The following is a 23,643-nucleotide window of genomic DNA, read 5'->3' as shown; positions in this document are numbered from 1 at the left end:
CACGTTGCGTTGCGGGCCGCACTGGACGTGGGCGTTCCCGCAAGGCCTGAAGCCGAGGACGGGGACTGAACGCCTCGGCAACTCAGACAATGTCTGAAACCCGCCCGGCCATATCGCCCCGGAGCAAGTCCGCCAACCGGTTCAGCCCGTGCGTCAAACGTGTCCGATCAATCGCGCCCCCCAACGACACACGGAGCGCCAAGGGACTGAACGCCCCCGTCGAAAATGACGCCGAATCCGTGACACTCACACCTTGTTCAAGCGCGGTTTGAATCAGCCGGTACAGATCGATATGACCCGGCAACTGCAGCCAGAGATGCAGCCCGTTCGGGTCGGCCTGAATCTCCCCCGGCAGGATCGACACGGCAATGGCTTGCCGATGCTGCAGCTCACGCTTGACCTGCGCCATCCATTGCACCGCAGCGCCCGATTCGATCCACGTCGACGCCATTTCCGTCATCCACGGCGTGGGCATCAGCGCCAGCGAGCGCAGGGCATCAAGCACGGGCGTCAACGGCTCGCTGGCGGGTACGACCAGGTATGCGGTCCGCAGGCCGGGCGCGATGCATTTCGATAGCGTCGACACGTAGTAAACCGGCGTCGACGACGTGTTGGCGGCCACCGAAAACATCGTGCTCGGCGGCTGCTCCGCCAACAGCCAATACGGATCATCCTCAATGACCGGCAGCGAAAATTTCTTGGCCACCCGCAGCAGCTCGGTTCGCCGCTCGGAGGACAGCGTCAGCGCGGTCGGGTTCTGAATCGTCGGATTCAAGTACAGCATTGCCGGACGATGTTTTCGGCACACGCGCTCGAGGTCGGCGGGGTCCATGCCGAATGCATCCGCCTCCACCCCGACGGCCACGCGCTGCAGCAGGCGGGCCGCAGCCAGGAAACCAGGGTAGGTCAGCGCATCGCACGCAATCGCATCTCCGGCCTGGCTCCTGGCCAGAAGCAGGGCGGCGATCGCGGTTTGGGCGCCGGGGCAGACCACGATCCGGTCAGTGTCCACGCTGCCCAGCACCGGCTGCAGCCATTTCGCGCCGGCTGCACGATGCCGTGCATCCCCCGCCCCCACGTGATAGCTCATCAGATCCATCGAGCTTGCCGCGACCTGCGTCGAGCCGCTGCCTTCTGCAAGCATCTGCGAAAACGCGGCACTGCCGAGCAACGGCGGGATGTTCATCCCCAGATCGATCGTGCCGCCCGTTGCCGACCCGGCATACGCCACATAGGTCCCGCCGGCCCCCTGTGCTTCCAGGATCCCTTTCTGGCGAACTTCCGAATACGCCCGCGTGACGGTCGTGAGATCGACGCCCAATGTCTGGGCCAGTTCACGCTGCGTGGGAAGGCGATCACCCGGCCGGAGAACACCATCCTCCACCGCGGTGACGATCTGCGTGGCGATTTGCTGATACCGCGAGCCCGCGCCGGGGGTCAGGGGCCGCACCCACGACAGGCTTGCTTTTTTCAGACGACGGGAGAGAGCCATGTTTGATTTTTTGGGCTTTTGGCCACTTCCGCAGGTGGCAAGGAGGTACGGGCCGGACAATTCAACTGCTTGTATGGATTTTGGCAGTAGAATTGGCAATCTTGTATGGATTTTAGCACTCGCTGCGCGCGTTCCTGATCCGGTTCAGCGCCCGCGCGTAGCGATCAAGCTGCTCAAGCAGCGTTTTGAGGAAATGATGAATTTCTGGGTCCCTTTAGCCTTCGGTACGTTCAAGCTCGGCGTGCTGGGCGTGTGCATGTTCCTCGCCATCAAGTCGCATCGCGAAGGCGCTAGAAAAGAGAAAGAGAAAAAGGAGATGGAACGCCTTGAAAGCCTCAAGGCGCTATCTCAGGAACGTTGAGCAGATCAGCTTCACCCGGAGATAATGCACAGCATTGCATCCAGGCATAAAAAAATGCGGCTCGAGTGAGCCGCATTCGATAACAACAATGCTTAGGACTGCTGCGGTGCCACGAAGTGAGACACCTTCGGCGGCGCATCGCCGATGTGGAAACCGCGCACTTCGGCCTGCTGGTCCGCGTCGGCGTGCGTCACACGCTCATGTTGGCGCAGGTGTTCCAGCCACGACGTCACCAGGAAGTATTCCAGGTAGCGGCCCGGCTGCGCCGCATCTTCAAAGATCCCCCAGGCGTAGGCCCCATCGCGGCGGCGTTCGGCGCCGGCATGCTGCATGGCTTGCACGAAGTCCGTGCCGCGTGCCGGATCGATCAGGTATTCCACCGTGATCATGACCGGGCCGCGGTCATGCGACACCTGCTGATCGATCAGGGGCTCGGGCCAGTGCATCGCCGGCGCGAGGTCCAGGTCGGCGCCCAACTGCAGCTTGGCCTTGCGGGTCAGCAGCATCGCAATCACCGAGCCGGCGGCGGCGATCAGCATCGCGGCGGGGACGCCGGCATACACCGCGGTTTGGCCCCAGATCATGCTGCCCGCCGTCATCGAGCCGAAGAACACCGTCACGAAGATCGCCAGGCCACGAGCACGCACCCAGTCCGGCAGGGCAACCTGCGCCGATACGTTGAGCGAGGTCAACACCATGATCCACGACGCGCCCGCCAGGAAGCTGAACGCACCGGCCACCACGGGATGCGGGATCACCGCAAAGACCACCAGCGTGAGCGCCGTGCCCAGCGTACCCGCCATGACGCTGCGGTCAGGACCGAGTTTCTTGCGCAGCGGCGGCAGCACCATCGCGCCGATCACCGCACCCGCACCGACGCAGCCCAGGATGATCCCGTAGAGCATGGCGCCGCCATTGAGCACCTGGCGCACGATCACCGGCAGCAGGGCCCAGTAGGCGCTGGCAAACAGAAAGAACGCGACGGCACGAACCAACGTGGACTTGAGCGGCTTGCTGTGCAGCGCAAAGCGCAGGCCGGCACGCATGGCATGAAACAGCTGCTCGCGGGGCAGACGCTTTTCGGCGGCAACCGGCGGCTTCCACCAGATCAGTGCGGCCACCACCACGATGAAGCTCAGCGCATTGACGAAAAACGGAATCGCCACGCCCAGGCTGGTGATCAGCACGCCGGCCAGCGCCGGGCCGATCGCACGGCTCACGTTGATGCCCACGCTGTTGGTCGCGATGGCTTGCTGCAGCGAAGGACGCGGCACCAGGCTGGGGACGATGGCCTGCCAGGCCGGCGCCGACAATGCGGTGCCAATGCCCATCAGCAGCGTGAAGCCCAGCAGCACCCACGGCGTGGTCAGACCGAACCAGACCACCAGACCGAGCGCCAGGGCGATGAATCCCATGGCGATCTGCACCATCAGCAACAGCTTGCGGCGGTCCATCGTGTCGGCAAGCGCGCCGGCCAGGAGCGACAGCAGGAAGACCGGCAGCGCGCCCGCCGTCTGCACCAGCGCCACGAACATCGGCGACGGCGACAGCGACGTCATGAGCCATCCCGCGCCCACGTCGTGCATCCACGTGCCGATGTTGGACAGCACCGTGGCAACCCAGATTACGGAGAAGGCGGAATAGGCGAAAGGCGAGGACGGCTGGGCGTCGGCGGGGCGGGTGTCGGCGGTCGTCATGGGAGGCTCCGGGGCTGCCGGTCAATACGAGAAAAAAAGCCCGCGGCATCGGCCGCGGGCCTGGGGATTTAGCGAGCGATAACCGGCGCAGCGACAGGCGCGATCGCCTCATGCTTCGTCTGCGTACGTTGCGCGGCCTTGTGCACCATCGTGTAGGCGTAGTCCACGCCCATGCCGTACGCGCCCGAGTGTTCCTTGACGATTTCCATCACGGCATCGTACGAATCGCGGCGGGCCCAATCGCGCTGCCATTCCAGCAGCACTTGCTGCCACGTCACTGGCACCACGCCGGCCTGGATCATGCGTTGCATGGCCATGTCGTGCGCTTCCTTCGACGTGCCGCCCGACGCGTCGGAAACCATGTAGATCTCGTACTCGCCTTCCAGCATGGCGCATAGGGCGAAGGTGGTGTTGCAGACTTCGGTCCACAGGCCGGCCACGATCACCTTCTTGCGGCCATTGGCGGCGAGCTGGTCGCGCACCTTCTGGTCATCCCACGAGTTCATCGAGGTGCGTTCCAGCACTTTCTTTTCCGGGAAGACATCAAGCAGTTCGGGGTAGGTGTAGCCGGAGAACGACTCGGTTTCGACGGTGGTGATGATGGTCGGAATGTCGAACGCCTTGGCGCCCTTGGCCAGACCCACGACGTTGTTCTTGAGCGTCTGGCGGTCGATCGACTGCACGCCGAAGGCCATTTGCGGTTGGTGATCGATGAAGATGATCTGGCTGTTTTCGGGGGTCAGCACTTCGAGCTTGGCGGTGGTGTTGGTCATGTCAGTGTCCTTGAAGAAGTAGGTTTGGGGTGTTGCTTGCAGCGCGTTGCTGCGATGAACAGAACTATATTCTTCGGGACAATCTGGCGGTAGATGGCGATTTTTGACTTCATCGTTCTTTTTATGGAACGATGGTGTAAGGCTTGTGTTGCGACAGGTGGGCTGCAATGACCATTCAGAAACTGCACAGGGCAATCGGCTAACGCAATCGCCTTCGCCCGAGCGTCTTCCTGTCATTCGTTTGTTGCGGGCGCCGGTGGTTGTAAAAGCGTAAGCAGCCCCGTGGAACGCGGCCGGCATGCTGGATCGTCTAGAAGCGATTCCAATTCATGCATTGTTCTTTCAACGTGCAGCCCACGCGTACGACCATGCCGTTTTGCTGTGGGCAGCGCGGGGTGATGAACTCCCGACGTTCTTACCGCTCGCACACGCCCGTGGGCATTGGCTCGCAATGCTTTCTTAGAGTTATCGAGCCGTCCACGTTCGCTGATCGCACCAAGGTATTAGATGCATATCTGATTTCCGAGCGGCTTCAGGCATTTAAAAAGCGCCGTAGACAAGAGACAAGGGGAGAGACATCCTTATCCGGCGCCAGTTCAATCGTTCCAACATGAAATTCTCGTTGGAATGTAGTGTCTGCAAGCCATCGAACAGATCCACCTCTTGGAATCAGGAGGTAGCTGGCCCAAGGACGTTCCTCTTGCCAAGTTAGGCTGTCCCGGTAAATGTGGGCCGACTGCATTGCGTCCAGGACGTTTCCTCTACTGGCGCGATACTTGGCATCCAGTACTAGAAAGCGCCTACTGTGCGAAGACTCGATTGTTAGCACAATGTCCGGCTCACGCTGGCGCGACAAACTTTTGAATCGCGATGTGGGCATTTGATCCCATGCGTGAAATGTGGGTTGAAGGTGAATAATTGCCGTGCCCCCACCTGCTTGACCGCGCATGCGCAGGGGTTCACGGTCAACGCCTTGCCCGGAAAACTGCCAGCCCGCGTCTGGGACGAGTTGCTTTAGTAGGTTGCATACTTGTAGAAAACACCATCGCTCGTAGATCTGCCAGGTTGGTCCTATCGGTAACGACTCCTCTCCATCCCCGCCAAGCACTCCCCTATTTAGAGATTTCCACGCCAACTGGAACGTTTGGGCGTAGTCCGGTTGCGCAGCAATTGCATTTAAGCCCGCCGCTGAAACCTCAAGTCGGGTTACGGCTTTAAAAACTGGCGCTCGCCTAACTTCCCGCAGCCGACTATCAAATTCAATCAAAATTTGGAGGCGACGGATGGCTCTAGCGCTCACATCCTGGTCCTGATCATTCAACATACGAGAGATTCGATCGCGTAGCGCCGCCACTCTGGCTATCAAGCGATCGACCATGAAAGCGACTGTTCGGTTCGCCGCGTGGTCGTAAGTGTGTTGCACGTACTGTGCGGTCACGGGGGGAAGGGCTCCACACGTGCCCCGATCGGGACCCGACAACTCTGCGGCGAAAGGCGAACGCGAGAGTTCGAGCGCAGCTCTCACATCTAGTCGCCGCATCTGATGTGGGCGAACGACCCGCCGTTGCGATTGGAGTTTTAGTAAGGGTTGCGAGCAAACCACTCGCATTGACGATAGGCAGGGGCCGAGATAGCGCCTCAGGCGAGCATAAGCAACTTCCGTTGATACGGAATCCCCTTCCTGGTCGAAAAGAGGAAGACCACCACCGTCCCCGAGGAGTAACGAGGGCATGGCGGCCAGAATTTCATGAACCATGAACATGAACTCAGATTGACTTAACTTTTCGCCAGAAGGCCCGACCTCTAAGCTGTAGGTGGCTATTGAGCGGCCCTTTTCGTCCAGTATTTCCGCATCAACCCTGCCGCCATAGAAACCAGGCATCCAACGCCAGGTCTGCTGAATTGGGTTTCGGGTCAGAGGAAGATCGTCCACTACAACGGAGGCATGGGGCGTCTCAGTACGAATTGAATAAGCTTCGCCCTCCACAAACCCCGTGGCAACGCAACCGGGATGGACTTGCCATGATTGCCCAGAAAGATCTTCAATCCAGAGCATTGACGTATCACCGCCAGAAGCGGGCGCTGCCCAAACGGCTTAAATCATCGTACAACTGCGTGACTTTGTCCTGCGCCATCGGCAACTGATAGTCGGCAAGTAGCGTCTTGGTTTCCGCCAATGCCGTACGAAAACGCTGACTGTCCTCACCTCTCAGCTTGGGAAGAATTTTGGCATAAATCGCGTGGTCAACCGCCGGCCAAAATTCGATGACCCCTCCAGCGAGCGCTGCCCGCACGTATCCGATCACATCGCCGATGGTTCGCCATCCGAAATGAAGCCGCGCTGGCCGTAACGCAGCACATAGCTGTTTCATCACGCGCTGAAGATTAACGACATGAGTGGGATCTAGGCCGGAACTTTCCCAACCAGGATACGCGTCCGTATTGATTTCCCAGAACTCAATAACCGATGCACGGTCCAGTACCTTGTCGCTCAAACCATGCGTTGTTTCGTCCATGTTGACGGTGCCAACAATCAGTAGGTTAGAAGGATATGCAACGCTCGATGGAATTTCATCGACATCCTCATCCTGAGCATGCAGATCTATCTGATCTCCCGTCTCCATCGCCGAAAGCAGCGGTGCCAAGTACTGCTCGGGGTGAGAAAGGTTCATCTCATCAAGCACGACAGTGTAGGGACGCTCAGGGTCACGAACCGCATCAAGCAGGAAGTTCAAGAAACTTGTTCGCACATACCGTTCTGTGTTTAGTGGATTTACGTATCCCAGCAACGGGCTCGGATCGTGCCAACCCGGCTGCACTGGCAATACGTAAACGCCGTCTGACGTCGCCGAGGAAGATTGCCCGCGCAACGCATGGCCATAGCTTCGAGCCAGTTGCGTCTTGCCGGAACCGCTCAAGCCGCTTAGCACGACGAAATGACGGCGCTCGTGACTCCACAGTGCGGCATCTAATTGCGCCACTAACGTCCTGTCGAAGACCAACGTTTCAGGAAACATCGCCATGATCTGGTCTACGCTCGGCCTCACAAGAGCGCGCAGCGGAAACTCTTGCTCCGGACTGCCTTCCTCGCTCGGCGTACGAGTCGCAGTCAGCACACCGGGCACCCAATGAATTCTCTCTGTCCACTCCCTGCCGCGAGAGGTTAGAGCCAACTTTTTATCGGCGGTGGCCTCAACAAGCTCCATTGCTCGCAACCAGCCTAACATTGCGGTGGGAGCGAAATTAGTCTTCCAGCCCGGATTGACCTGTTGAAGATCGGTGATCAAAGTCTTCTGCTCTCGAGGACCTTTGCCTAGCAATATCAGAAGATTGTCGAGACCGAGAATTTGCGTTAACAACCAATCTGAAACATCGTCGGGATCGCCAGACTCTAAGAACGCCATCCCTCGCGAGGTCAATGTCATTCTGTCGTTATCAGCTGCCAGCACTCCCCATTCTGCGATAAGCGCATTAATGTTCGTGTTCACGGAGCTTGGAGATAACTTCGGATTTACCGCGCGCACATGTTCGCGAAAATCCTCGCGCGAGCAGCCGTCCTTGACAAACTGCAGCATCGCCAGCACAGACGAGATGGAGCCTCCAATGGCAAGCATGCCCCGACGCCGACGCTCGGCAGGTAATGGGCGTAACTGGCCCTGGCCTGACACCTCTCCGGTGTCGATTGTGACCTCATCATCCGTCTGAATTCGGTCTCGCTTGAAAAGCAACCAAGGTAGCTTCATTCGCACCAAATCCAGCGGCTCATCCTGCAAAAATTCGATGCGTGACAAGACGCTATCGATTCGGTCCAGTATTCGCTGGTTGAGTAGCGCACGGCCATCTCTAAGATTGCCCACGCCCATACGCTTACCCAGATTATCTAGCACCTTCCCATCTGCCAGACTTGTAAAGTGCCGCGGCTGCAACGCCGCAAACACACGTGCCAGTTTGAGCCGAGGCACCCTTGAACCCTGCTGCTTTATTCGTTCTACCAGTTCGTCCCAAAGCCGTTGCAACTCCATGGTAAGGGCGCTCTTATCGAGCGCTTCGCTCAGGTTCCGAACCTCCCACAAGCGATTCACGATCGCGACATCCGACCAAAATGCGCGGGTCGATATGAATCCCTGCCCCGTCGCTGAAATTGCCTCGCTGTCCCACACGTTTCGTTGAAAGCTCTCAGAACGAAACACGCTTTCGTCAGCTTGCTGTACTGAGGAGATATGTTCAGCCAACGCCCGTGTCCAATTCCGATAATGTCGGTCATCTCGGTGGGCACCCAATACGTGATTGACTGCGGCGACCAAGGAATCGTCGTCTTGCAAATCCATGCGTAGTTCCTAAGATCAGACAAGCAATGAGCGGGGAGGAAACAGCGCTGACTGTTGCAAACAAGCTAGCGACAATCCCAATTGTAACAATACATTAGAGATTCTAGCTCACATAGAAGTTGCTGCAGACGAAATCACGGCGCACAAAAAAGCACATTGAACTTTGGCGGCGCCATATATCGAACGAGTGCTCGAACATCTAACGTAGCGGTGTTTCAGGGATACGAACGAACGCGTGGGAGCACGCCCAGCCGTTCGTCCTGTCGATGGCTGGCGAATGTTGGCGAGGTACAGGCGCACTTTGCGCCACACTTAAAACGTGTACTTCGCCGTCAGCAAGAACGACCGCGGCGCGCCAAAGTGGTTGTTGTCCTGGGTGCTGCCGATCGCCTGGTAGTAATACTTGTCGAACAGGTTATAGACGTTCAGGCGCAGATCCAGATTTTGTGAGGCCCGATACGCCACCACCGCATCCCACACGCTATACCCCGGCTGGCGCACGTTATACGCGGGCGAACTGATCGCGCTCTGCACACGTACCGCCCCCCCCACCCGCCACGCATTCAGCGAGCCCGGCAATGTGTACATGGTCGAGAGCTTGAACAGATGACGCGGAGTCTGCGTGTCGTAGGGCGCGCCCGCACGGAGGCTGCCCGAATCCTCCAGGTACTTGGACTGGTTGTACGTATAGCCGGCAGCCACCTGCCAGCCCGGCGTGATTGCGCCCGCCACTTCGAACTCCCCCCCCCGGCTTTGCACCTTGCCCGACGGCGCATAGCATTCGATCACCCCCGGGCTGCACGCGGACGTGGCCAGCGCGACCGGTCGGTTGCGCTGTCGGATCTGGAACACCGCCGCGCTGGCGTTGAGCCGTCCGTCGTAGTACGCCCCCTTGATTCCGGCCTCCAGATTGGTGCCGATGACCGGGTCCAGCGGCGCGCCGCTGGTTGACTGACTGCTCTGCGGCTGGAACACGCTGGTCCAGCTGGTGTAGACGGAATGGTGGCGGTCCAGGTCGTAGATCAGGCCCGCGTAGGGTGTCAGCTCGTGCTTGACCTTATAGTTCGCAGGCGGGCTGACGTAGTCGCCGGACTTCAGCGTCATGTCGTACTCATACCAGTCGAGCCGAGCGCCCAGCATTAGCGTCAGCGGGTCGGCAAGGCTCAGGCGGGTGGTGGCGTAGCCGCTCATCTGGCGCTGGTATCCCTTGCGCGACCAGGGGTAGACGAACGCGGGTTTCTCCACGGCGCTGGAGTCCCAGTGTTCCGGGTCGACCGTCATGTTGTAGTCCAACGGCCACCCGCCGGGGCCGTCGTCGTCCTTGTTCTTCAGGAAGCTGCCGCCCAACACCAATTCATGCGTGCGCCCCAGCAGCGAGAAGGGGCCGCTCAGGTAGCCGTCCACGCTGTACTGGGTTTTGTCATAGGCATACTGGCCCAGGCCCTGCCCAAAGAACGTCGAGTCTTCCAGCGGGTACAGATAACTGCCCAGCATGTTCATCCTGGCGCGCAACGTGCGGGCGGTGAGCTTGCCGGACCAGCCGTTATCGAAACGGTGGTCGAGCTCGGCGAAGAAGCTGGTGTTTTCCTTGTTCCAATAGGCCCAGTCCGGCGACAAGCGGATCGAGCGATTGAAGTCGTAGAAGCTGCCGTCTCGGCGCGTGGGCAGCCCATTCCAGTCCGCGCCCGGGTTGTCCTCGCGGTTGTAGTAGCCGCCGACGCTGAGCGTGGTGTTTGCCGTGAGATCGGCTTCGATGGTGCCGTAGAAGAGCTGGCGCTGGTGCTCGTAGGCCTTCTTGAAGGTATTGGAATCCTGATACGCCACCACACCCCGGGCGCGCAGTGTGCCGGCCTCGTTCAGCGGGCCCGAGCCGTCGACTTCGCCCCGGTAATTGTCCCAACTGCCGGCGCTCGCCGTTACCGAGAACTGCGGCACCGCCGTGGCGCGCTTGCGCACCAGGTTGATCGTGCCCGAGGGATTGCCGGCCCCCGTCATCATCCCGGCCGCGCCGCGCAGCACCTCGACGTGATCGTACATAGCCAACGTCGCCACGCCCTGCGTGTCGTAGTCGTAGCCCAGCGGCACCCCATCAGCCAGGAACGAACTGATCTCGAACCCGCGAGAGAAGAACTGCGTGCGTTCCCCGCCGCCGATCTGGCGCGTGGTCAGCCCGGTCGTGTCGCGCGCCACATCGTCCAGCGACTGAACCCCCCGGTCCTCGATCTGCTGGCGCGTCACCACGCTGACCGACTGCGGCGTCTCGCGCGGAGACAGCGCGAACTTGGACGCCGTGGACATGACCGTCGTGGTGTAGGAATGGGTGCCTTCCGTCACGCCCAGCGTGTCCGCTTCCACCGACACCGGCGCCAGCGTCGTCGTGTTAGCCGGGGCTACCGACAGGCTGCCGTCCGGCGTACGCCGCAGCTCCAGCCCACTTCCGGCCAGGGCGCGAGCGGTGGCTTCTTCTAAGGACATCCGGCCAGAGACGGCCGGCGCGGACTTGCCCGCCACAAGATCCGCCCGAAACGAGATCACCGCGCCCGCGATGCGCGCGATCTGGGTCAGCGTCACATCCAGCCGGCCCGCAGGCAAATCGTATTGGCGCAGCGCCTGGGCATGGGCGGTGCAGGCGGCGGCTGCGATGACGCAGGCGGCCGGAAACCTCAGGGAAAGCATGGATCACTCCGTGGTTGCGTGAGTACGCGTTCCCTGTATGTGCATCGGCACCATCAAAAAAACACCCGGCGCGTGAAATAGTCAGGCCAGATCGATCATCACGTACCAGCGGCTCACCCGCTGCATTCGGATCGGCAAGGTATTCCTCAGCGCCTCCAGCGCCCGGTCGCCATCGTCCAGCGGAAACAGCCCCGTCACGCGCAGCCGCGCCGCCTGCGGCGACATCCGCAGCCAGCCCGCCCGGTAACGGGCCAGCGCATCCACCACGGTTTGCAGGGGCTCGTCATGGACTTCCAACTCGCCGTTCTGCCAAGCGGCGGCGTGTGTCTGGCCGTTCTGCACCGCATCCACCTGCCGCGCATCGAACCACACGCTCTGCCCCGGCGCCAGGGGCTGGCGCACGCCTGCTAGCGTGGTCACCACGGCGGTCCCGCTCAATGCCAGACAGAAACTGCGCCCGGCAGCGCAGCGCACCATGACGCGCCCCTGGGCAAGCCTGACCTCGCCTTGCGGCAGCCGCAGCTGCAACTCCTGGCTGCCCCCCAACTCAAAAATCGCCGCCCCGGCCGACACGCGTACCACGTGCGGCCCCTCCCACGACGCCGCGCTGCGCGCATCCAGCTCCATGGTGTTGCCGTCCGGCAAAGCCACCCGCCGGCGCTCACCGGTGCGGGTGACATAGCCCGCCGCCAGAGATTGCAACGGCACATAGCGGTCCGCCACGCCCGCTCCCAGCAGCAGCGCCCCGCCCGCCAGCGCCAGCTTCCCCAGCCGCCGGCGCTGCGCCAGCTGCGGCCCCACCAGCGAACGCCGCAGCGCATCGCCGTCGGCCAGCAGCCCTGGCCGCAGCGCATGCAACGTACCATTGAGCGCTGCGTTCAGCCGCTGCCACGCCGCGCCATGGCCCGGGCTCTCCGCCAGCCATCGTTCAAACGCCGCGCGGTCTGCATCGCTGGCCTGCCCGCTGGACAAGCAGACCTGCCACTCGATCGCCGCCTCGCGGGTGCGCGCATCCAAGGCAGTCATACCCAAAACACCTCGCAGCAACGGTTCAAGGCCTGCACGATGTACTTGCGCACCATGGTCGGCGATACCTTCAGCCGCGCCGCAATTTCCACATGCGTCATCCCATCGAGCTGGCTATACAGAAACGCCATCCTGGCTTTGGTAGACAGCCCCTCGAGCGCCACATCCAGCGCCTGCAAGGCTTGCAGGGTCTGCACCCGCTCCTCGGCCGACGGCTCCAGCGGCTCCGGCTGCAACCGCAACGTCTCCAGCCAGGCCTGCTCCAGCTCGCGCCGCCGCCACAGCCGCCACGTAATGCGCCGGGCGATCGTGACCAGCATGGCCCGCGGCTCGTTTAGCTGCTCCAACGCTGGCAGGCAAAGCAACTGCGTAAACGTCTCGCCCGCCACGTCCTCCGCGTCCTCGCGGTTGCGCAGGCCATTGCGCAGCCGCCGCTCCAGCCACGGGTGGTCATTCTTATAAATGGTGGAAAACCGGCTATCGCGTGTCGAGGCCACGGGCTGCGCTATAAACAAATAGGAATCGTTATCAATTATCGCATAGCGCGCGCCGCTGTTTCCAGTCCCCCCCCCTGTTCCTGCGAAAACTCCCCGCCACGGTACGACTCGGCAATCTCAGCAATCGCTCGCGTGAGATGGGGATGCATGTAGTCGAGGCTGGCGTCGACGATGCCGCACGTCGTTAGGCAAAGCAATCGTGAGGCCCGCGCGACCGACTTTATTTGTCGTTCTCATGCTGAGCAGATCCTCGTGCCAAATGTGAACAGGGCCGCGTATACGCGGCCCTGTTCACGTTTGAATAAGCGCTGCGCTACCGCATCACTCCACCGTTACGCTCTTAGCCAGGTTTCGCGGCTTATCCACATCCGTCCCCCGCGCGCATGCCGTGTGATACGACAGCAGTTGCAGCGGCACCGTATGCAGAATCGGCGACAGCTTGCCATAGTGTTCGGGCATGCGGATCACGTGCATGCCTTCGGCGCTCTGGATCTTGCTGTCGGCGTCCGCAAACACATACAGCTCGCCGCCACGCGCGCGCACTTCCTGCATGTTGGACTTCAGCTTTTCCAGCAGCTCGTCCTTGGGCGCGATGGTGACGACCGGCATGTGCTCGGTGACCAGCGCCAGCGGACCGTGCTTCAGCTCACCCGCCGGGTAGGCTTCGGCGTGGATGTAGCTGATTTCTTTGAGCTTGAGCGCGCCTTCCAGCGCGATCGGGTAGTGCATGCCGCGACCCAGGAACAGCGCGTTTTCCTTGGAGGCGAAACGATCGGCCCAGGCCATGATCTGCGGTTCCAGCGCCAGCACCGAACCGATGGCGGACGGCAGGTGGCGCAGGGCCTTCAGGTGCTCGGCTTCCTGCTCTTCCGTGAGCTTGCCGCGCGTCTGCGCCAGCGCCAGCGTCAAGAGGAACAGCGCGGTGAGCTGGGTGGTGAAGGCCTTGGTCGAGGCCACGCCGATTTCGACGCCGGCGCGCGTGATGTACGACAGCTTGCACTCGCGCACCATGGCGCTGGTGGACACGTTGCAGATGGTCAGCGTGTTTTCCATGCCCAGGGAGCGGGCGTGCTTCAGCGCGGCCAGCGTGTCGGCGGTTTCGCCGGACTGCGAGATCGTCACGACCAGCGAGCGCGGGTTCGGCACGCTGTCGCGGTAGCGGTATTCGCTGGCGATTTCGACGTTGACCGGGATCTTGGCGATGGATTCGATCCAGTACTTGGCGGTCAGGCCGGCGTAGTAGCTGGTGCCGCAGGCCAGGATCAGCAGGGAATCGACTTCCTTGAAGATCTTGTAGGCCTCGTCGCCAAAGAGTTCGGGCGTGATGGACTCGATGTCCTGCAGGGTGTCGCCGACCGCGCGCGGCTGCTCGAAGATTTCCTTCTGCATGTAGTGGCGATAGGGGCCCAGCTCGGCGGCGCCGGTGTGCACGTGCACGGTATGCACTTCGCGATCGACGTTCTTGCCGGCGGCATCCACAATCCAGACGCGCGAGAGCTGCAGGTCGACGACGTCGCCGTCTTCCAGGTAGATGATCTGGTCGGTCGTGCCGGCCAACGCCAGCGCGTCGGACGCAAGGAAGTTCTCGTTCTGGCCCACGCCCACCACCAGCGGCGAGCCTTGGCGCGCGCCGACCACACGGTGCGGTTCATCGCGGCAGAACACGGCGATCGCATAGGCGCCATGCAGGCGGCGCACGGCGTTCTGCACCGTTTCGAAGAGGTCGCCCGAGTACAGGTGATTCACCAGGTGCGCGATGACCTCGGTGTCGGTCTGGCTTTCGAAGACGTAGCCGACGGCTTGCAGCTCGGCGCGCAGTTCGTCGTGGTTTTCAATGATGCCGTTGTGAACGAGCGCGATGCGCGGCTCGTCATTGCCCAAATGCGAGAAGTGCGGGTGGGCGTTGTGCGTGGCGGGTACGCCGTGCGTGGCCCAGCGGGTGTGAGCGATGCCGGTGAAGCCTTGGATCTTGTCCTGCGCAACCTGATCGGCCAGCTCGGCCACGCGCTGCGTGCTGCGCGTGCGGCGCAGATGGCCGTCGGCGTAGACAGCGACGCCGCAGGAGTCATAGCCGCGGTATTCCAGGCGCTTCAGGCCTTCAACGAGGATCGGGGTGATGTCGCGCTGGGCGACGGCGCCAACAATGCCGCACATAGGAGTGACTCCGGGTAAGTTCAGTACCGACGCATTGTGCGCGACCCTTAAAGAAATTTGATTTCTTTATGTTCGACAATTTGGCAGTTAATTCCCTTACATAAATGTGATTAAATTATCTTTCGCCAAGATCGACATTTTGAATTAATCATGCAAAACACGTCCATTCCGCTGCCTGAACTGGATGATCTGGACCGGCGCATTCTTGAACAGTTACAAGAAGACAGCTCGCTGACCAACCAGGATCTGGCGGCGCGGGTGCACGCCTCGCCCCCGACCTGCCTGCGGCGGGTGCGGCGATTGGTGGAAGAAGGGGTGATCGACCGGCAGGTGGCCATCCTGTCGGCCGAGAAGCTGGGCAGCACGCTGACGGCGATTGTGGAGATCACGCTGGACGTGCAGGCGGCTGAAAGCCTGGACGCGTTCGAGCAAAGCATGCTGACGGAGCCGGCGGTGCTGCAGTGCTACCGCGTATCGCCCGGTCCGGATTTTGTGGTGATCGCGCAGGTGAAGGACATGCCGGCGTATCACGCGCTGGTGCACCGCGCCTTCACCGCGCAGGCCAACGTGCGCAACGTGCGCACGTTTTTCTCTGTGCATCGCGCCAAGTTCGAGACGCGGATTGATGTGCGGGGGTGAAGTGCCGGCATAAGGTGCGGCTATCAACAGCCGCAGAGAAACGCGGCAGATGAAGCGGCCTACTTCCGCCCCACCAGCCGCTCAAACTGCGCCAGATACCGGTTCCCCATCTTCTGCACGTCGTGCTCATTGCGCACGTACTCATACGCACGTTCGGTGACCTCGTGCCGGAACGCCGCATCATCCAGGCAGCGCGCCATGCCGGCCGCCATAGCCTGATGATCGCCCACGGCGCATAGCACGCCGCGGCCGTCGGCCAGGCTTTCCTTCAAGCCGCCGGCGTCGGTGGAAACAACGGGCACACGTTGCAGGAAGGCGTCGAGCACACTGCTGCCCAGCGCTTCTTCCTCGGAGCTCATGACGAAGACGTCGAGGATGCTGTAGAAGTCTTCCACGCCCTTGCGAAAGCCGGCAAAGCGGTAGACGTCTTCGATGCCGAGCTTGCGGGCCTCGTCCTTGGCCTGCTGTTCGCGGTCGCCGCCGGCGCCGAAATGCAGGAAGACGAAGTCGCGGCGCGTCTTGGCCAGTTCGCCGACGGCGCGCACCAGCGTAACGGGGTCCTTGTCGCGGATGAGGGCGGCGGAGGTCGCCATGACCTTCTTGCCCTCAAGGTCGAACTCGCGCACCAGGTTGGCGACGTTCTCGGTGTTGATCTGATGCGGTTCGACGGCGCTGCGGATGATGACGGGCTCGATGCCCAGTCGGCGCGGCTCGCCGGCGGCCATCTCGCTGATGGCCACAAACAGATCCGTGTGGCGCCACTTGTACCCGGTCTTCCATTCGTCGCCCGGCTTGACGACAAACGACGTGCGGCGCGAGAACACGACCGGCCGGCGGTGCAGCCATTTGGTCAGCACGGCCCACGTGATGGTGTTGGCGGTCTGCGCGTGGATGATGTCGTAGCGGCCGGCGCCGGCCAGAAACGCGAGCTGTCCGGGCACGTTGCGCACGGTGTGGGCGACGAATCCTTCCTGGCGGGCGCGCTCGGCCAGCGGCGCGCCTTCGCGGCACATCACTTCGACGTCATGCCCGGCCTTGCGGAACGCGCGCATGCAATACAGCGTCTGGCGCTCGCCGCCGCGCCAGCCTTTCTCGAAGTTCAGCTGCAGGATCTTCATGCGCGGCCGATGCCTGAATACTCGAAGCCCAGGCCGCGCACGTCGGCCGGCGTGTACAGGTTGCGGCCGTCGATGATGAGCGGCGTCTTGAGCAGGGCCTTGACGCGATCGAAGTCGGGCGCGCGGAAGACCTTCCATTCGGTGGCGATGAGCAGGGCGTCCGCGCCGTCCAGCGCGTCGTACATGTCGGTGGCGAAGCTGACGCCCTGATGGCCAGCCAGCGCGCGGCCGGCTTCGTGCATGGCCACGGGATCGTAGGCGCGCACCTCGGCGCCGCGGCGCGTGAGTTCGGCGATGACGGTCAGGCTGGGCGCCTCGCGCATGTCGTCGGTGTTGGGCTTGAAGGACAGTCCCCACAACGCAATCTTGCGGCCGCGCAGGTCTTCGCCGAGGCGCTCGATCAGTTTCTCGGACAGGCGGAATTTCTGCGCGTGGTTCGCGGCTTCGGCGGCTTCGATGACGCGCATCGGCAGGCCGTGCTCGGACGCCGTGTTGACCAGCGCCTGCACGTCCTTCGGAAAGCAAGAGCCGCCGTAGCCCGCGCCGGGATACAGGAAGTGATAGCCGATGCGCGGATCGGCGCCGATGCCGCGGCGCACCTGTTCGACGTCGGCGCCCAGGACTTCGGCCAGGTTCGCCATCTCGTTCATGAACGAGATGCGCGTGGCCAGCATGGCGTTGGCGGCGTATTTGGTCAGTTCGGCGGAGCGCACGTCCATCACCATCAGGCGGTCGTGCGTGCGCTGGAAGGGTTCGTAGATGCGGCGCATGACGCCGATCGTGTAGTCGTCGTCGGCGCCGACGATGACGCGGTCCGGGCTCATGAAGTCGTTGATGGCCGCGCCTTCCTTCAGGAATTCCGGATTGGACGCCACCGTGAACGGCAGGTCGACGCCGCGCTCGGCCAGTTCCTTGGCGACCACGGCGCGCACCTTGTCGGCCGTGCCGACGGGCACCGTGGACTTGTCCACGATCAGCTTGCGCGAGGTCATGTGGCGCGCGATGTTCTGCGCGGCGGCCAGCACATACTTAAGGTCCGCGGATCCGTCTTCGCCGGGCGGCGTGCCCACGGCGATGAACTGGACATCGCCAAACGCCACGCTCTGGGCGACGTCATCGGTGAAATGCAGCCGGCCGGCCTGCACGTTGCGGCGCACCAGGTCTTCGAGACCCGGCTCGTAAATGGGGATGCCGCCCTGGCGCAGCAGCGCGATCTTGGCCGCGTCCACGTCCAGGCACATGACATCGTTGCCCATGTCGGCCAGGCACGCTCCCGACACCAATCCTACGTAACCGGTACCCACGACCGTGATTTTCATGCCTGTGCGCCTTCAAATAGGTAATCTTTGCGCCCGGAAAGTGAAACCGGGCGCCGGCCGCCATTATAGAAGCGGCCCGCGCCCGGGGGTCCGAGCGGGTTCCGGGCGGCAATAGCGGCCGTAGCAGCCCTTAAGCCCGCAGCTTGTTGAAGCGGACGGTGTTGACCACCACGGCCAGCGCCGCGCACACCGTGCCCAGCACAAGCGCCAGTCCCGGCCCGTGGGCCGCGCTGACGCTGAAGGCAATGGCCACCAGCGCGGTGCCGAAGCTCTGCCCGAAGACCCGGGTGGTGGCCTGCAAGCCGCCCGCCGCGCCGCTGCGCAGCCGGGGCGCGGCAGAGAGCAGCGCGCGGTTGTTCGGCGTCTGGAAGAAACCGAAGCCCACGCCGGCCACGAACATGCCGGCGATGACCGGCCAGTTCGACACCGTGGACGGCAGGAGCGCCAGCCACAGCATGCCCGCGACCATCGTGGCCGCGCCAATGCCACTGAGTGTGGCGGCGGAATAGCGGTCGGACAGGCGTCCGGCCAGCGGCGCGATGATGGCCGTGCCGACCGGCCACGCCCCCATCAGCATGCCCACTTCCAGATACGGCCGGCCGAGCACCTGCTGGAAGTAGAACGGCAGCGACACATACGAGGCCATCTGCGCGGCGAAGGTGCACGCCGACGCGCCCACCGCGAACGCCAGCGGCCGGATGCGCAGCAGATCCACAGGCACCAGCGGCGCGGTCTGCTGGCTGGCGCGGCGCACCAGCACAATACCCGCCACTGCCGAAATCGCGACCAGACCGATGCCCCGCAGCAGGTCCTCGCCCATCATGTCCACGCCGGAGATGAACACGCCCAGCGTCGCCATGCAGAGCAGTGCGCTGATCCAGTCCAGCTTCACATCGTTGCGCGGCACTTCGGGCAGATGGCGCAGGCCAAACATGGCAAGCGCGCAGATCGGCAGGTTGACGGCAAAGATCCACGGCCACGGCGCGACGGACAGAATCGCCGAGCCGATGGTGGGGCCCAGCACCGACATCACCGCCACCGTGGTGGCGTTGATGCTGATGCCCCGCCCCAGCATCTTGAGCGGATAGATGTTGCGCACCAGCCCGCCGAACATGCACATGAGCGTGGCGGCGCCCAGCCCCTGGAACACGCGCGCGGCGGTTAATTGCCACAGCGTGCCGGCCAGCGCGCAGCCCAGCGAGGCCAGCGTGAACAGCACCAGTCCGAACGTGAACATGCGGCGAAAGCCGATGCGCTCGGCCAGCGCGGACAGCGGCAAGAGCGCCATCACGACGGCCAGGTTATAGGCGTTGACGATCCACACCGCCTGCGCGGGCAGCGCGTTCAGATCCTTGGCGATCGTGGGCAGCGCCACGTTGGCGATGGTGGTGTCCAGCACCGACAAGCTGATGCCCGTCATCACGGTGGCCGCCGCCCAGTACCGGCGCGGCGCCGGCAGGCCGTCGGGCGGCGCGGGCTTGGCCCCGCTGCCCGCGGCCGCTTCCTGTTCCTGCGTCACGACTTCTTGACCGGGCGCTGCCATCCGTCGACGGTGACCTGCTTGGGACGCGACACCGTCAGCTTGTCGGCCGGTGCGTCGCGCGTGAGGGTGGTGCCGGCGCCCAGCGTGGCGCCGCGGCCCACGCGCACGGGCGCGACGAGCTGCGTGTCAGAGCCGATGAAAGCGTCGTCTTCGATGACGGTGCGGTGCTTGTTCACGCCGTCGTAGTTGCAGGTGATGGTGCCCGCACCCACGTTCACGCGCGCGCCGATGTCCGCATCGCCGATGTAGGCAAGATGGTTCGCCTTGCTGTCAGCGCCCAGCACGCTTTTCTTGATCTCGACAAAGTTGCCGACGTGGCTGCGATCGCCCAGCTCGGCGCCGGGACGCAGGCGGGCATAAGGACCCACGCGCGCATCGCGGCCGACTTCGGCCTGCTGCAGGTGGCTGAAGGCTTCGATCTGCGTGCCCGCACCGACGCTGACATCACGCAGCACGCAATGCGGGCCCACGCGCACGCCGTCGGCCAGCGAGACCGGGCCTTCGAACACGCAGCCCACGTCGATGAACACGTCGCGGCCGCAGGTGAGCGTGCCACGCACGTCAAAGCGCGCCGGGTCGGCCAGCGTGACGCCGGCTTCGAGCTGGCGGCGGGCCTGCTCGGCCTGCCAGCGGCGCTCCAGTTCGGCCTGCTGCACACGGCTGTTCACGCCCAGCGTTTCCCAGCCGGCGCCCGGTTGGGCCGCCCCCACGGGCACGTCGTCGACCACGGCCAGCCCGACCACGTCGGTCAGGTAGTACTCGCCCTGGGCGTTGTTGTTGTCGATGCGGGTCAGCCAGTTCTTCAGCTTCGCGGTGGGCGCGCTGAGAATACCGGTGTTCACTTCCTTGATTTCGCGCTCGGCGTCGGACGCGTCCTTGTGTTCGACGATGCGGCACACGTTGCCGTTGGCGTCGCGCACGATGCGGCCGTAGCCGGTGGAATCGGCCAGCACTTCGGTCAGCACGGCGGCGCCCTGGCCGCGCGCGTCCAGCAAACGCTGCAGCGTTTCGGGCTGCACCAGCGGCACGTCGCCGTACAGCACCAGCGTGACGTCGTCCTTGCCGTCGCCTTCCAGCAGCAGCGGCACGGCCTGTTGCACGGCGTGACCCGTGCCCTGTTGCGGTTGCTGCAGCACGAAGTGCAGGTCCGGCTGGCCTTCAAACGCCTGCTTGACGCGCTCAGCGCCATGGCCGACCACCACGATGATGCGCGCGGGCTTCAGTTGGCGCGCGCTGTCCAGCACGTGCGACAGCATGGGTTTGCCGGCCAGCGTGTGCAGCACTTTGGGAAGGTCGGACTGCATGCGTTTACCCAGTCCGGCGGCAAGAATCACAACATTAAGCATAGGTTCCAGTAGGTTGAGAGACGGGCGGGCGGCCTTGCGGCCTACCCGCGTGTCGATTGAAGGATGGGTTCAGGGCTTGCCGTCGGCAGGCCCATTTTTCTTGGCGGTCTTGGCCGTGCGCTTGGCGGCGGCCGGCTTGCGCGCGGCGGCGGGTTTGGCGGGCGGCTTTCCGGTCTTGGCTTCCGGCTGGGCCGACGCCTTGGGGGCCTCGGAATCGGATTTGGACTTGGACTTTGCGGCGTCCGGCGCGCCTGCTGCGCCCGGTGCGCCGGCCGGCATGGATGCAGCGGTAGCCGCTGCGATCTGATTGAACTGCTGCTGCAGCAGGTCCCACCACGCCTTGGACGCTGACTGCGCCGCGGCGCCCATCTGTTCGCTCATGGCGGCGGCCGATTCCGGTCCGCTCCCGGCCGATGCGCCTGCGCCTTCCGGTTGAACACCCGACTGCGCGGCGGCATTTTCCTTTTCACTTGCAGGGGTCGCATTGCTGGACTGCGCAGAAGCGGCACTGGCAGAACCCGCCGTTTTCGGCGCCGGCTTCAACCCCAGCGCAACTTCCAGCGGCGACGCCGCGGCGCCGTCCTGGCTTGCGCCCATATCCATACGCGATGCGCTGTCCACGAAGGCGCGCAAGGTGCTGATCGTGGAGCGCTGCACTTCCATGCCCTGGATGGTGCTCGAGAGCATGCTGAGATTCATGCGCAGCCAGTTTTCCACCGAGCGAAGCTCGGCGATGCGGCGGTCCAGGTCTTCCAAATTCATCGGCGGGGCCATGGGCAGGCTGCTGGCAAGACCGCCGGGACCGGTCAACCCGGCCCACGCCTGTCGCATCATCTCCATGCTGGCCAGCAGCGGGTTGCCCGACAGATCAGAGCTCTGGCCCATGCCGGGCAGGACGAACGGGTTGTTGTATTGGTCGCTCATTCCAGGTGTCTCCATAGTCGGGTGCTTGCTGCCGGCGGCCGGGGTCACCCGGGCAGCAGTTGATTGTTCTCCACGCGCACGTGGTCGCCGGACGCGAACGCGAACGGCTGCGCGCTGCGGAACTGGCGGGTGCTGCCGTCATTCATGCGCACCGTGAGTTCATAGTGCGTCACTGTTTGTTGCTGTCTGATATTACGCTCAACTTCACGGCCTGCCAAAGCACCGCCGACCGCGCCCAGCACCGTCAGCGCCGTCTTGCCGTTGCCTCCGCCAAACTGATTACCCACAACGCCGCCGGCCACGCCGCCCGCGATAGTGCCGACCAGATGGTTGCTGTCGTCCTTGGTGGGCACCTGCACCTGGCGGATGGTCTGGACCACGCCGCAGGTCGCGCAGGCCTGCTGCGCCGGCGCTGCCGCCGCACGCTGGGGCTGGGCGGGTTGCGATGGCTGCGATTGCTGCGCCTGATGCATCTGGCCGGCGGGCCTGCCCGCGCCCGGCGGTGCGGTATTCGCGGCTGTGGGCGGTTCAGCAGCCGGCGCCGGCGCCAGGTTGGCGTCCTCGGGTCCGGCCTCGGCCACGGCGGCCTCCGCGTGCGGATTGGCGGACGGCGACGGCAGCCAGCCCAGCACGGCAGCGACGCCTACCGAACACATGACGATGACGGCGATCGCCGCGGCGGCAAGCAGCGGATGCAAGCCGCGGCGCGGCGACGCGGAAGAGGTCGAGGTATTCATGACGATGCTCCATCGTAACTAACCGGCAGTGGTATAGCACCCGCGCGCGGTTTCGGCATGTTGCGATGGTGACCCTTCATTGCAGGGCAGATGGAGGGTGGACAGGGTGGGGCATTCGTGGACAATAGGCCCCATGGATTCGATCACGCTGACCCAACTGGAACAGGCAATCAACTACTGGCGCAACACGTCGCCATCAGTGGGAGAAGAGTCTCGCCTGTGCCCCGAGGCGGCCGCGCTGGCCACCCCTTACGCGCTGATGATCATCAGCCATCAACGCGAAATCGCCGCCGCCGAACTCGGCGATAAAGCGCGCGCGGCGCTGGCGGCCTGGGCGGCTGCAAAGGTCTGAGCAGGCTGGCGGCCAGTTCCGCCGCAATGAACCCCGCCGTTATCCCTTGAGCAGCGCCTGGATGTCATGCGTCAGGGCGTCAACCCCGACGTTGTTGTTGACCAGCACGCGCGACTCGCCCTTGCCGTCCAGCAGGTAGAACGCGGCCGTGTGGTCCATCGTGTAGTTGCCGTCCTTGGTGGGCGCCTTGGCGTAATACGCCTTGAACGACGCCGCCGCCTTCTTCACCTGGTCCGGCGTGCCGGTCAGCCCCAGGAACCGCGGATCAAATGCCGTGACGTACTGCTTGAGCACCTCGGGCGTATCGCGCTCAGGGTCCACCGAAATCAGCAGCACCTGCACGCGATCGGCGTCCGGACCCAGCTTTTTCATGACTTCGGTCAGTTCGGCCAGCGACGTGGGGCACACGTCTGGACACTGCGTGAAACCGAAGAACACGACCACGACCTTGCCGGAAAAGTCCGACAGCTGGCGCATCTTGCCGTTGTGATCGGGCAGTTCCATGGCGCGGCCCAGCTGCGTGCCGCTGATGTCGCTGCCCTTGAACACGGGTTTGGTCTCGCCGCAGGCAGCCAGGGCGGCGGCGACGGCGGCAGCTGCGCCCAGTCGCAGGGCCAGCCGGCGGCTGGCGGAAAACACGGACATCAACAACCTCCAGGGG

At 63.4% G+C, this 23,643-nt stretch carries 19 protein-coding genes; 3 read left to right on the top strand and 16 right to left on the bottom strand.

What is annotated here, in order from left to right; genetic code table 11:
* Positions 1–82 precede the first annotated feature (82 nt).
* Entirely contained in the window at positions 83–1,492 is a 1,410-nt protein-coding gene (locus AC6CIE_RS14005; RefSeq protein ID WP_498092500.1) for an aminotransferase-like domain-containing protein, read from the bottom strand.
* Between AC6CIE_RS14005 and AC6CIE_RS14000 the strand changes: the two genes are divergently transcribed.
* Complete coding sequence (locus AC6CIE_RS14000) at positions 1,491–1,853, top strand: hypothetical protein (protein WP_498092498.1); 363 nt, start codon at positions 1,491–1,493, stop codon at positions 1,851–1,853. The genes AC6CIE_RS14005 and AC6CIE_RS14000 overlap by 2 nt on opposite strands.
* Positions 1,854–1,945: 92 nt before the next feature.
* On the opposite strand, the gene AC6CIE_RS13995 is transcribed toward AC6CIE_RS14000, so the two are convergent.
* From AC6CIE_RS13995 to glmS, 8 genes are all read right to left on the bottom strand, one after another.
* Positions 1,946–3,550 carry an MFS transporter gene (locus AC6CIE_RS13995; RefSeq protein WP_367351258.1) on the bottom strand — a complete coding sequence of 535 codons (1,605 nt, stop codon included), beginning with the start codon at positions 3,548–3,550 and terminating at the stop codon, positions 1,946–1,948.
* A gap of 68 nt (positions 3,551–3,618) precedes the next feature.
* Positions 3,619–4,323 (bottom strand): hydrolase, encoded by a 705-nt coding sequence (locus AC6CIE_RS13990; RefSeq protein WP_105236975.1) that lies wholly within the window; start codon positions 4,321–4,323, stop codon positions 3,619–3,621.
* Positions 4,324–4,855: 532 nt separating this feature from the next.
* A complete protein-coding gene (locus AC6CIE_RS13985; protein WP_498092851.1) occupies positions 4,856–6,055 on the bottom strand; it encodes a DUF2357 domain-containing protein in 1,200 nt (399 codons plus the stop codon).
* A 331-nt stretch (positions 6,056–6,386) separates the two neighbouring features.
* Positions 6,387–8,651 carry an McrB family protein gene (locus AC6CIE_RS13980; protein WP_498092496.1) on the bottom strand — a complete coding sequence of 755 codons (2,265 nt, stop codon included), beginning with the start codon at positions 8,649–8,651 and terminating at the stop codon, positions 6,387–6,389.
* 312 nt (positions 8,652–8,963) lie between these two features.
* Positions 8,964–11,327: a TonB-dependent siderophore receptor gene (locus AC6CIE_RS13975; RefSeq protein WP_498092494.1), complete on the bottom strand. Its 2,364-nt coding sequence runs from the start codon at positions 11,325–11,327 to the stop codon at positions 8,964–8,966.
* Positions 11,328–11,408: 81 nt separating this feature from the next.
* Positions 11,409–12,353, bottom strand: a complete 945-nt coding sequence (locus tag AC6CIE_RS13970; protein WP_498092492.1) for a DUF4880 domain-containing protein — start codon at positions 12,351–12,353, stop codon at positions 11,409–11,411.
* Positions 12,350–12,850 carry a sigma-70 family RNA polymerase sigma factor gene (locus AC6CIE_RS13965; protein WP_246282826.1) on the bottom strand — a complete coding sequence of 167 codons (501 nt, stop codon included), beginning with the start codon at positions 12,848–12,850 and terminating at the stop codon, positions 12,350–12,352. Before AC6CIE_RS13965 ends, AC6CIE_RS13970 begins: the two co-directional genes overlap by 4 nt.
* 321 nt (positions 12,851–13,171) lie before the next feature.
* On the bottom strand, positions 13,172–15,004 hold the full coding sequence (gene glmS / locus AC6CIE_RS13960; protein WP_191576302.1) for a glutamine--fructose-6-phosphate transaminase (isomerizing): 1,833 nt from the start codon (positions 15,002–15,004) through the stop codon (positions 13,172–13,174).
* A 150-nt stretch (positions 15,005–15,154) separates the two neighbouring features.
* Here glmS and AC6CIE_RS13955 point away from each other — a divergent pair, with 150 nt between their 5' ends.
* Positions 15,155–15,643: an Lrp/AsnC family transcriptional regulator gene (locus tag AC6CIE_RS13955; protein WP_175123873.1), complete on the top strand. Its 489-nt coding sequence runs from the start codon at positions 15,155–15,157 to the stop codon at positions 15,641–15,643.
* A gap of 59 nt (positions 15,644–15,702) precedes the next feature.
* Here AC6CIE_RS13955 and AC6CIE_RS13950 read toward each other — a convergent pair whose 3' ends face one another.
* The 6 genes from AC6CIE_RS13950 to AC6CIE_RS13925 all read right to left on the bottom strand — a co-directional run bounded on the left by AC6CIE_RS13950 (position 15,703) and on the right by AC6CIE_RS13925 (position 22,630).
* Complete coding sequence (locus AC6CIE_RS13950) at positions 15,703–16,761, bottom strand: glycosyltransferase family 4 protein (protein ID WP_175123874.1); 1,059 nt, start codon at positions 16,759–16,761, stop codon at positions 15,703–15,705.
* Positions 16,758–18,080: a UDP-glucose dehydrogenase family protein gene (locus AC6CIE_RS13945; protein WP_498092489.1), complete on the bottom strand. Its 1,323-nt coding sequence runs from the start codon at positions 18,078–18,080 to the stop codon at positions 16,758–16,760. Before AC6CIE_RS13945 ends, AC6CIE_RS13950 begins: the two co-directional genes overlap by 4 nt.
* A 130-nt stretch (positions 18,081–18,210) precedes the next feature.
* On the bottom strand, positions 18,211–19,599 hold the full coding sequence (locus AC6CIE_RS13940) for an MFS transporter (protein WP_367351248.1): 1,389 nt from the start codon (positions 19,597–19,599) through the stop codon (positions 18,211–18,213).
* Complete coding sequence (gene glmU, locus AC6CIE_RS13935) at positions 19,596–20,969, bottom strand: bifunctional UDP-N-acetylglucosamine diphosphorylase/glucosamine-1-phosphate N-acetyltransferase GlmU (RefSeq protein ID WP_498092487.1); 1,374 nt, start codon at positions 20,967–20,969, stop codon at positions 19,596–19,598. Before glmU ends, AC6CIE_RS13940 begins: the two co-directional genes overlap by 4 nt.
* Positions 20,970–21,038: 69 nt before the next feature.
* On the bottom strand, positions 21,039–21,893 hold the full coding sequence (locus tag AC6CIE_RS13930) for a PhaM family polyhydroxyalkanoate granule multifunctional regulatory protein (protein ID WP_498092485.1): 855 nt from the start codon (positions 21,891–21,893) through the stop codon (positions 21,039–21,041).
* A 44-nt stretch (positions 21,894–21,937) separates the two neighbouring features.
* Positions 21,938–22,630, bottom strand: coding sequence for an outer membrane lipoprotein (locus AC6CIE_RS13925; protein ID WP_218342362.1), 693 nt, complete (start codon positions 22,628–22,630; stop codon positions 21,938–21,940).
* A gap of 133 nt (positions 22,631–22,763) precedes the next feature.
* Here AC6CIE_RS13925 and AC6CIE_RS13920 point away from each other — a divergent pair, with 133 nt between their 5' ends.
* Positions 22,764–22,982, top strand: coding sequence for a DUF3717 domain-containing protein (locus AC6CIE_RS13920; protein ID WP_175123880.1), 219 nt, complete (start codon positions 22,764–22,766; stop codon positions 22,980–22,982).
* 39 nt (positions 22,983–23,021) lie between these two features.
* On the opposite strand, the gene AC6CIE_RS13915 is transcribed toward AC6CIE_RS13920, so the two are convergent.
* Positions 23,022–23,627 carry an SCO family protein gene (locus AC6CIE_RS13915; protein WP_175123881.1) on the bottom strand — a complete coding sequence of 202 codons (606 nt, stop codon included), beginning with the start codon at positions 23,625–23,627 and terminating at the stop codon, positions 23,022–23,024.
* Positions 23,628–23,643 lie beyond the last annotated feature (16 nt).

The sequence above is a fragment of the Achromobacter sp. GQ309 genome (assembly GCF_059759315.1).
The sequence above is the reverse complement of the archived record's forward strand: the minus strand, read 5'-3'. Positions and strand labels throughout refer to the sequence as shown.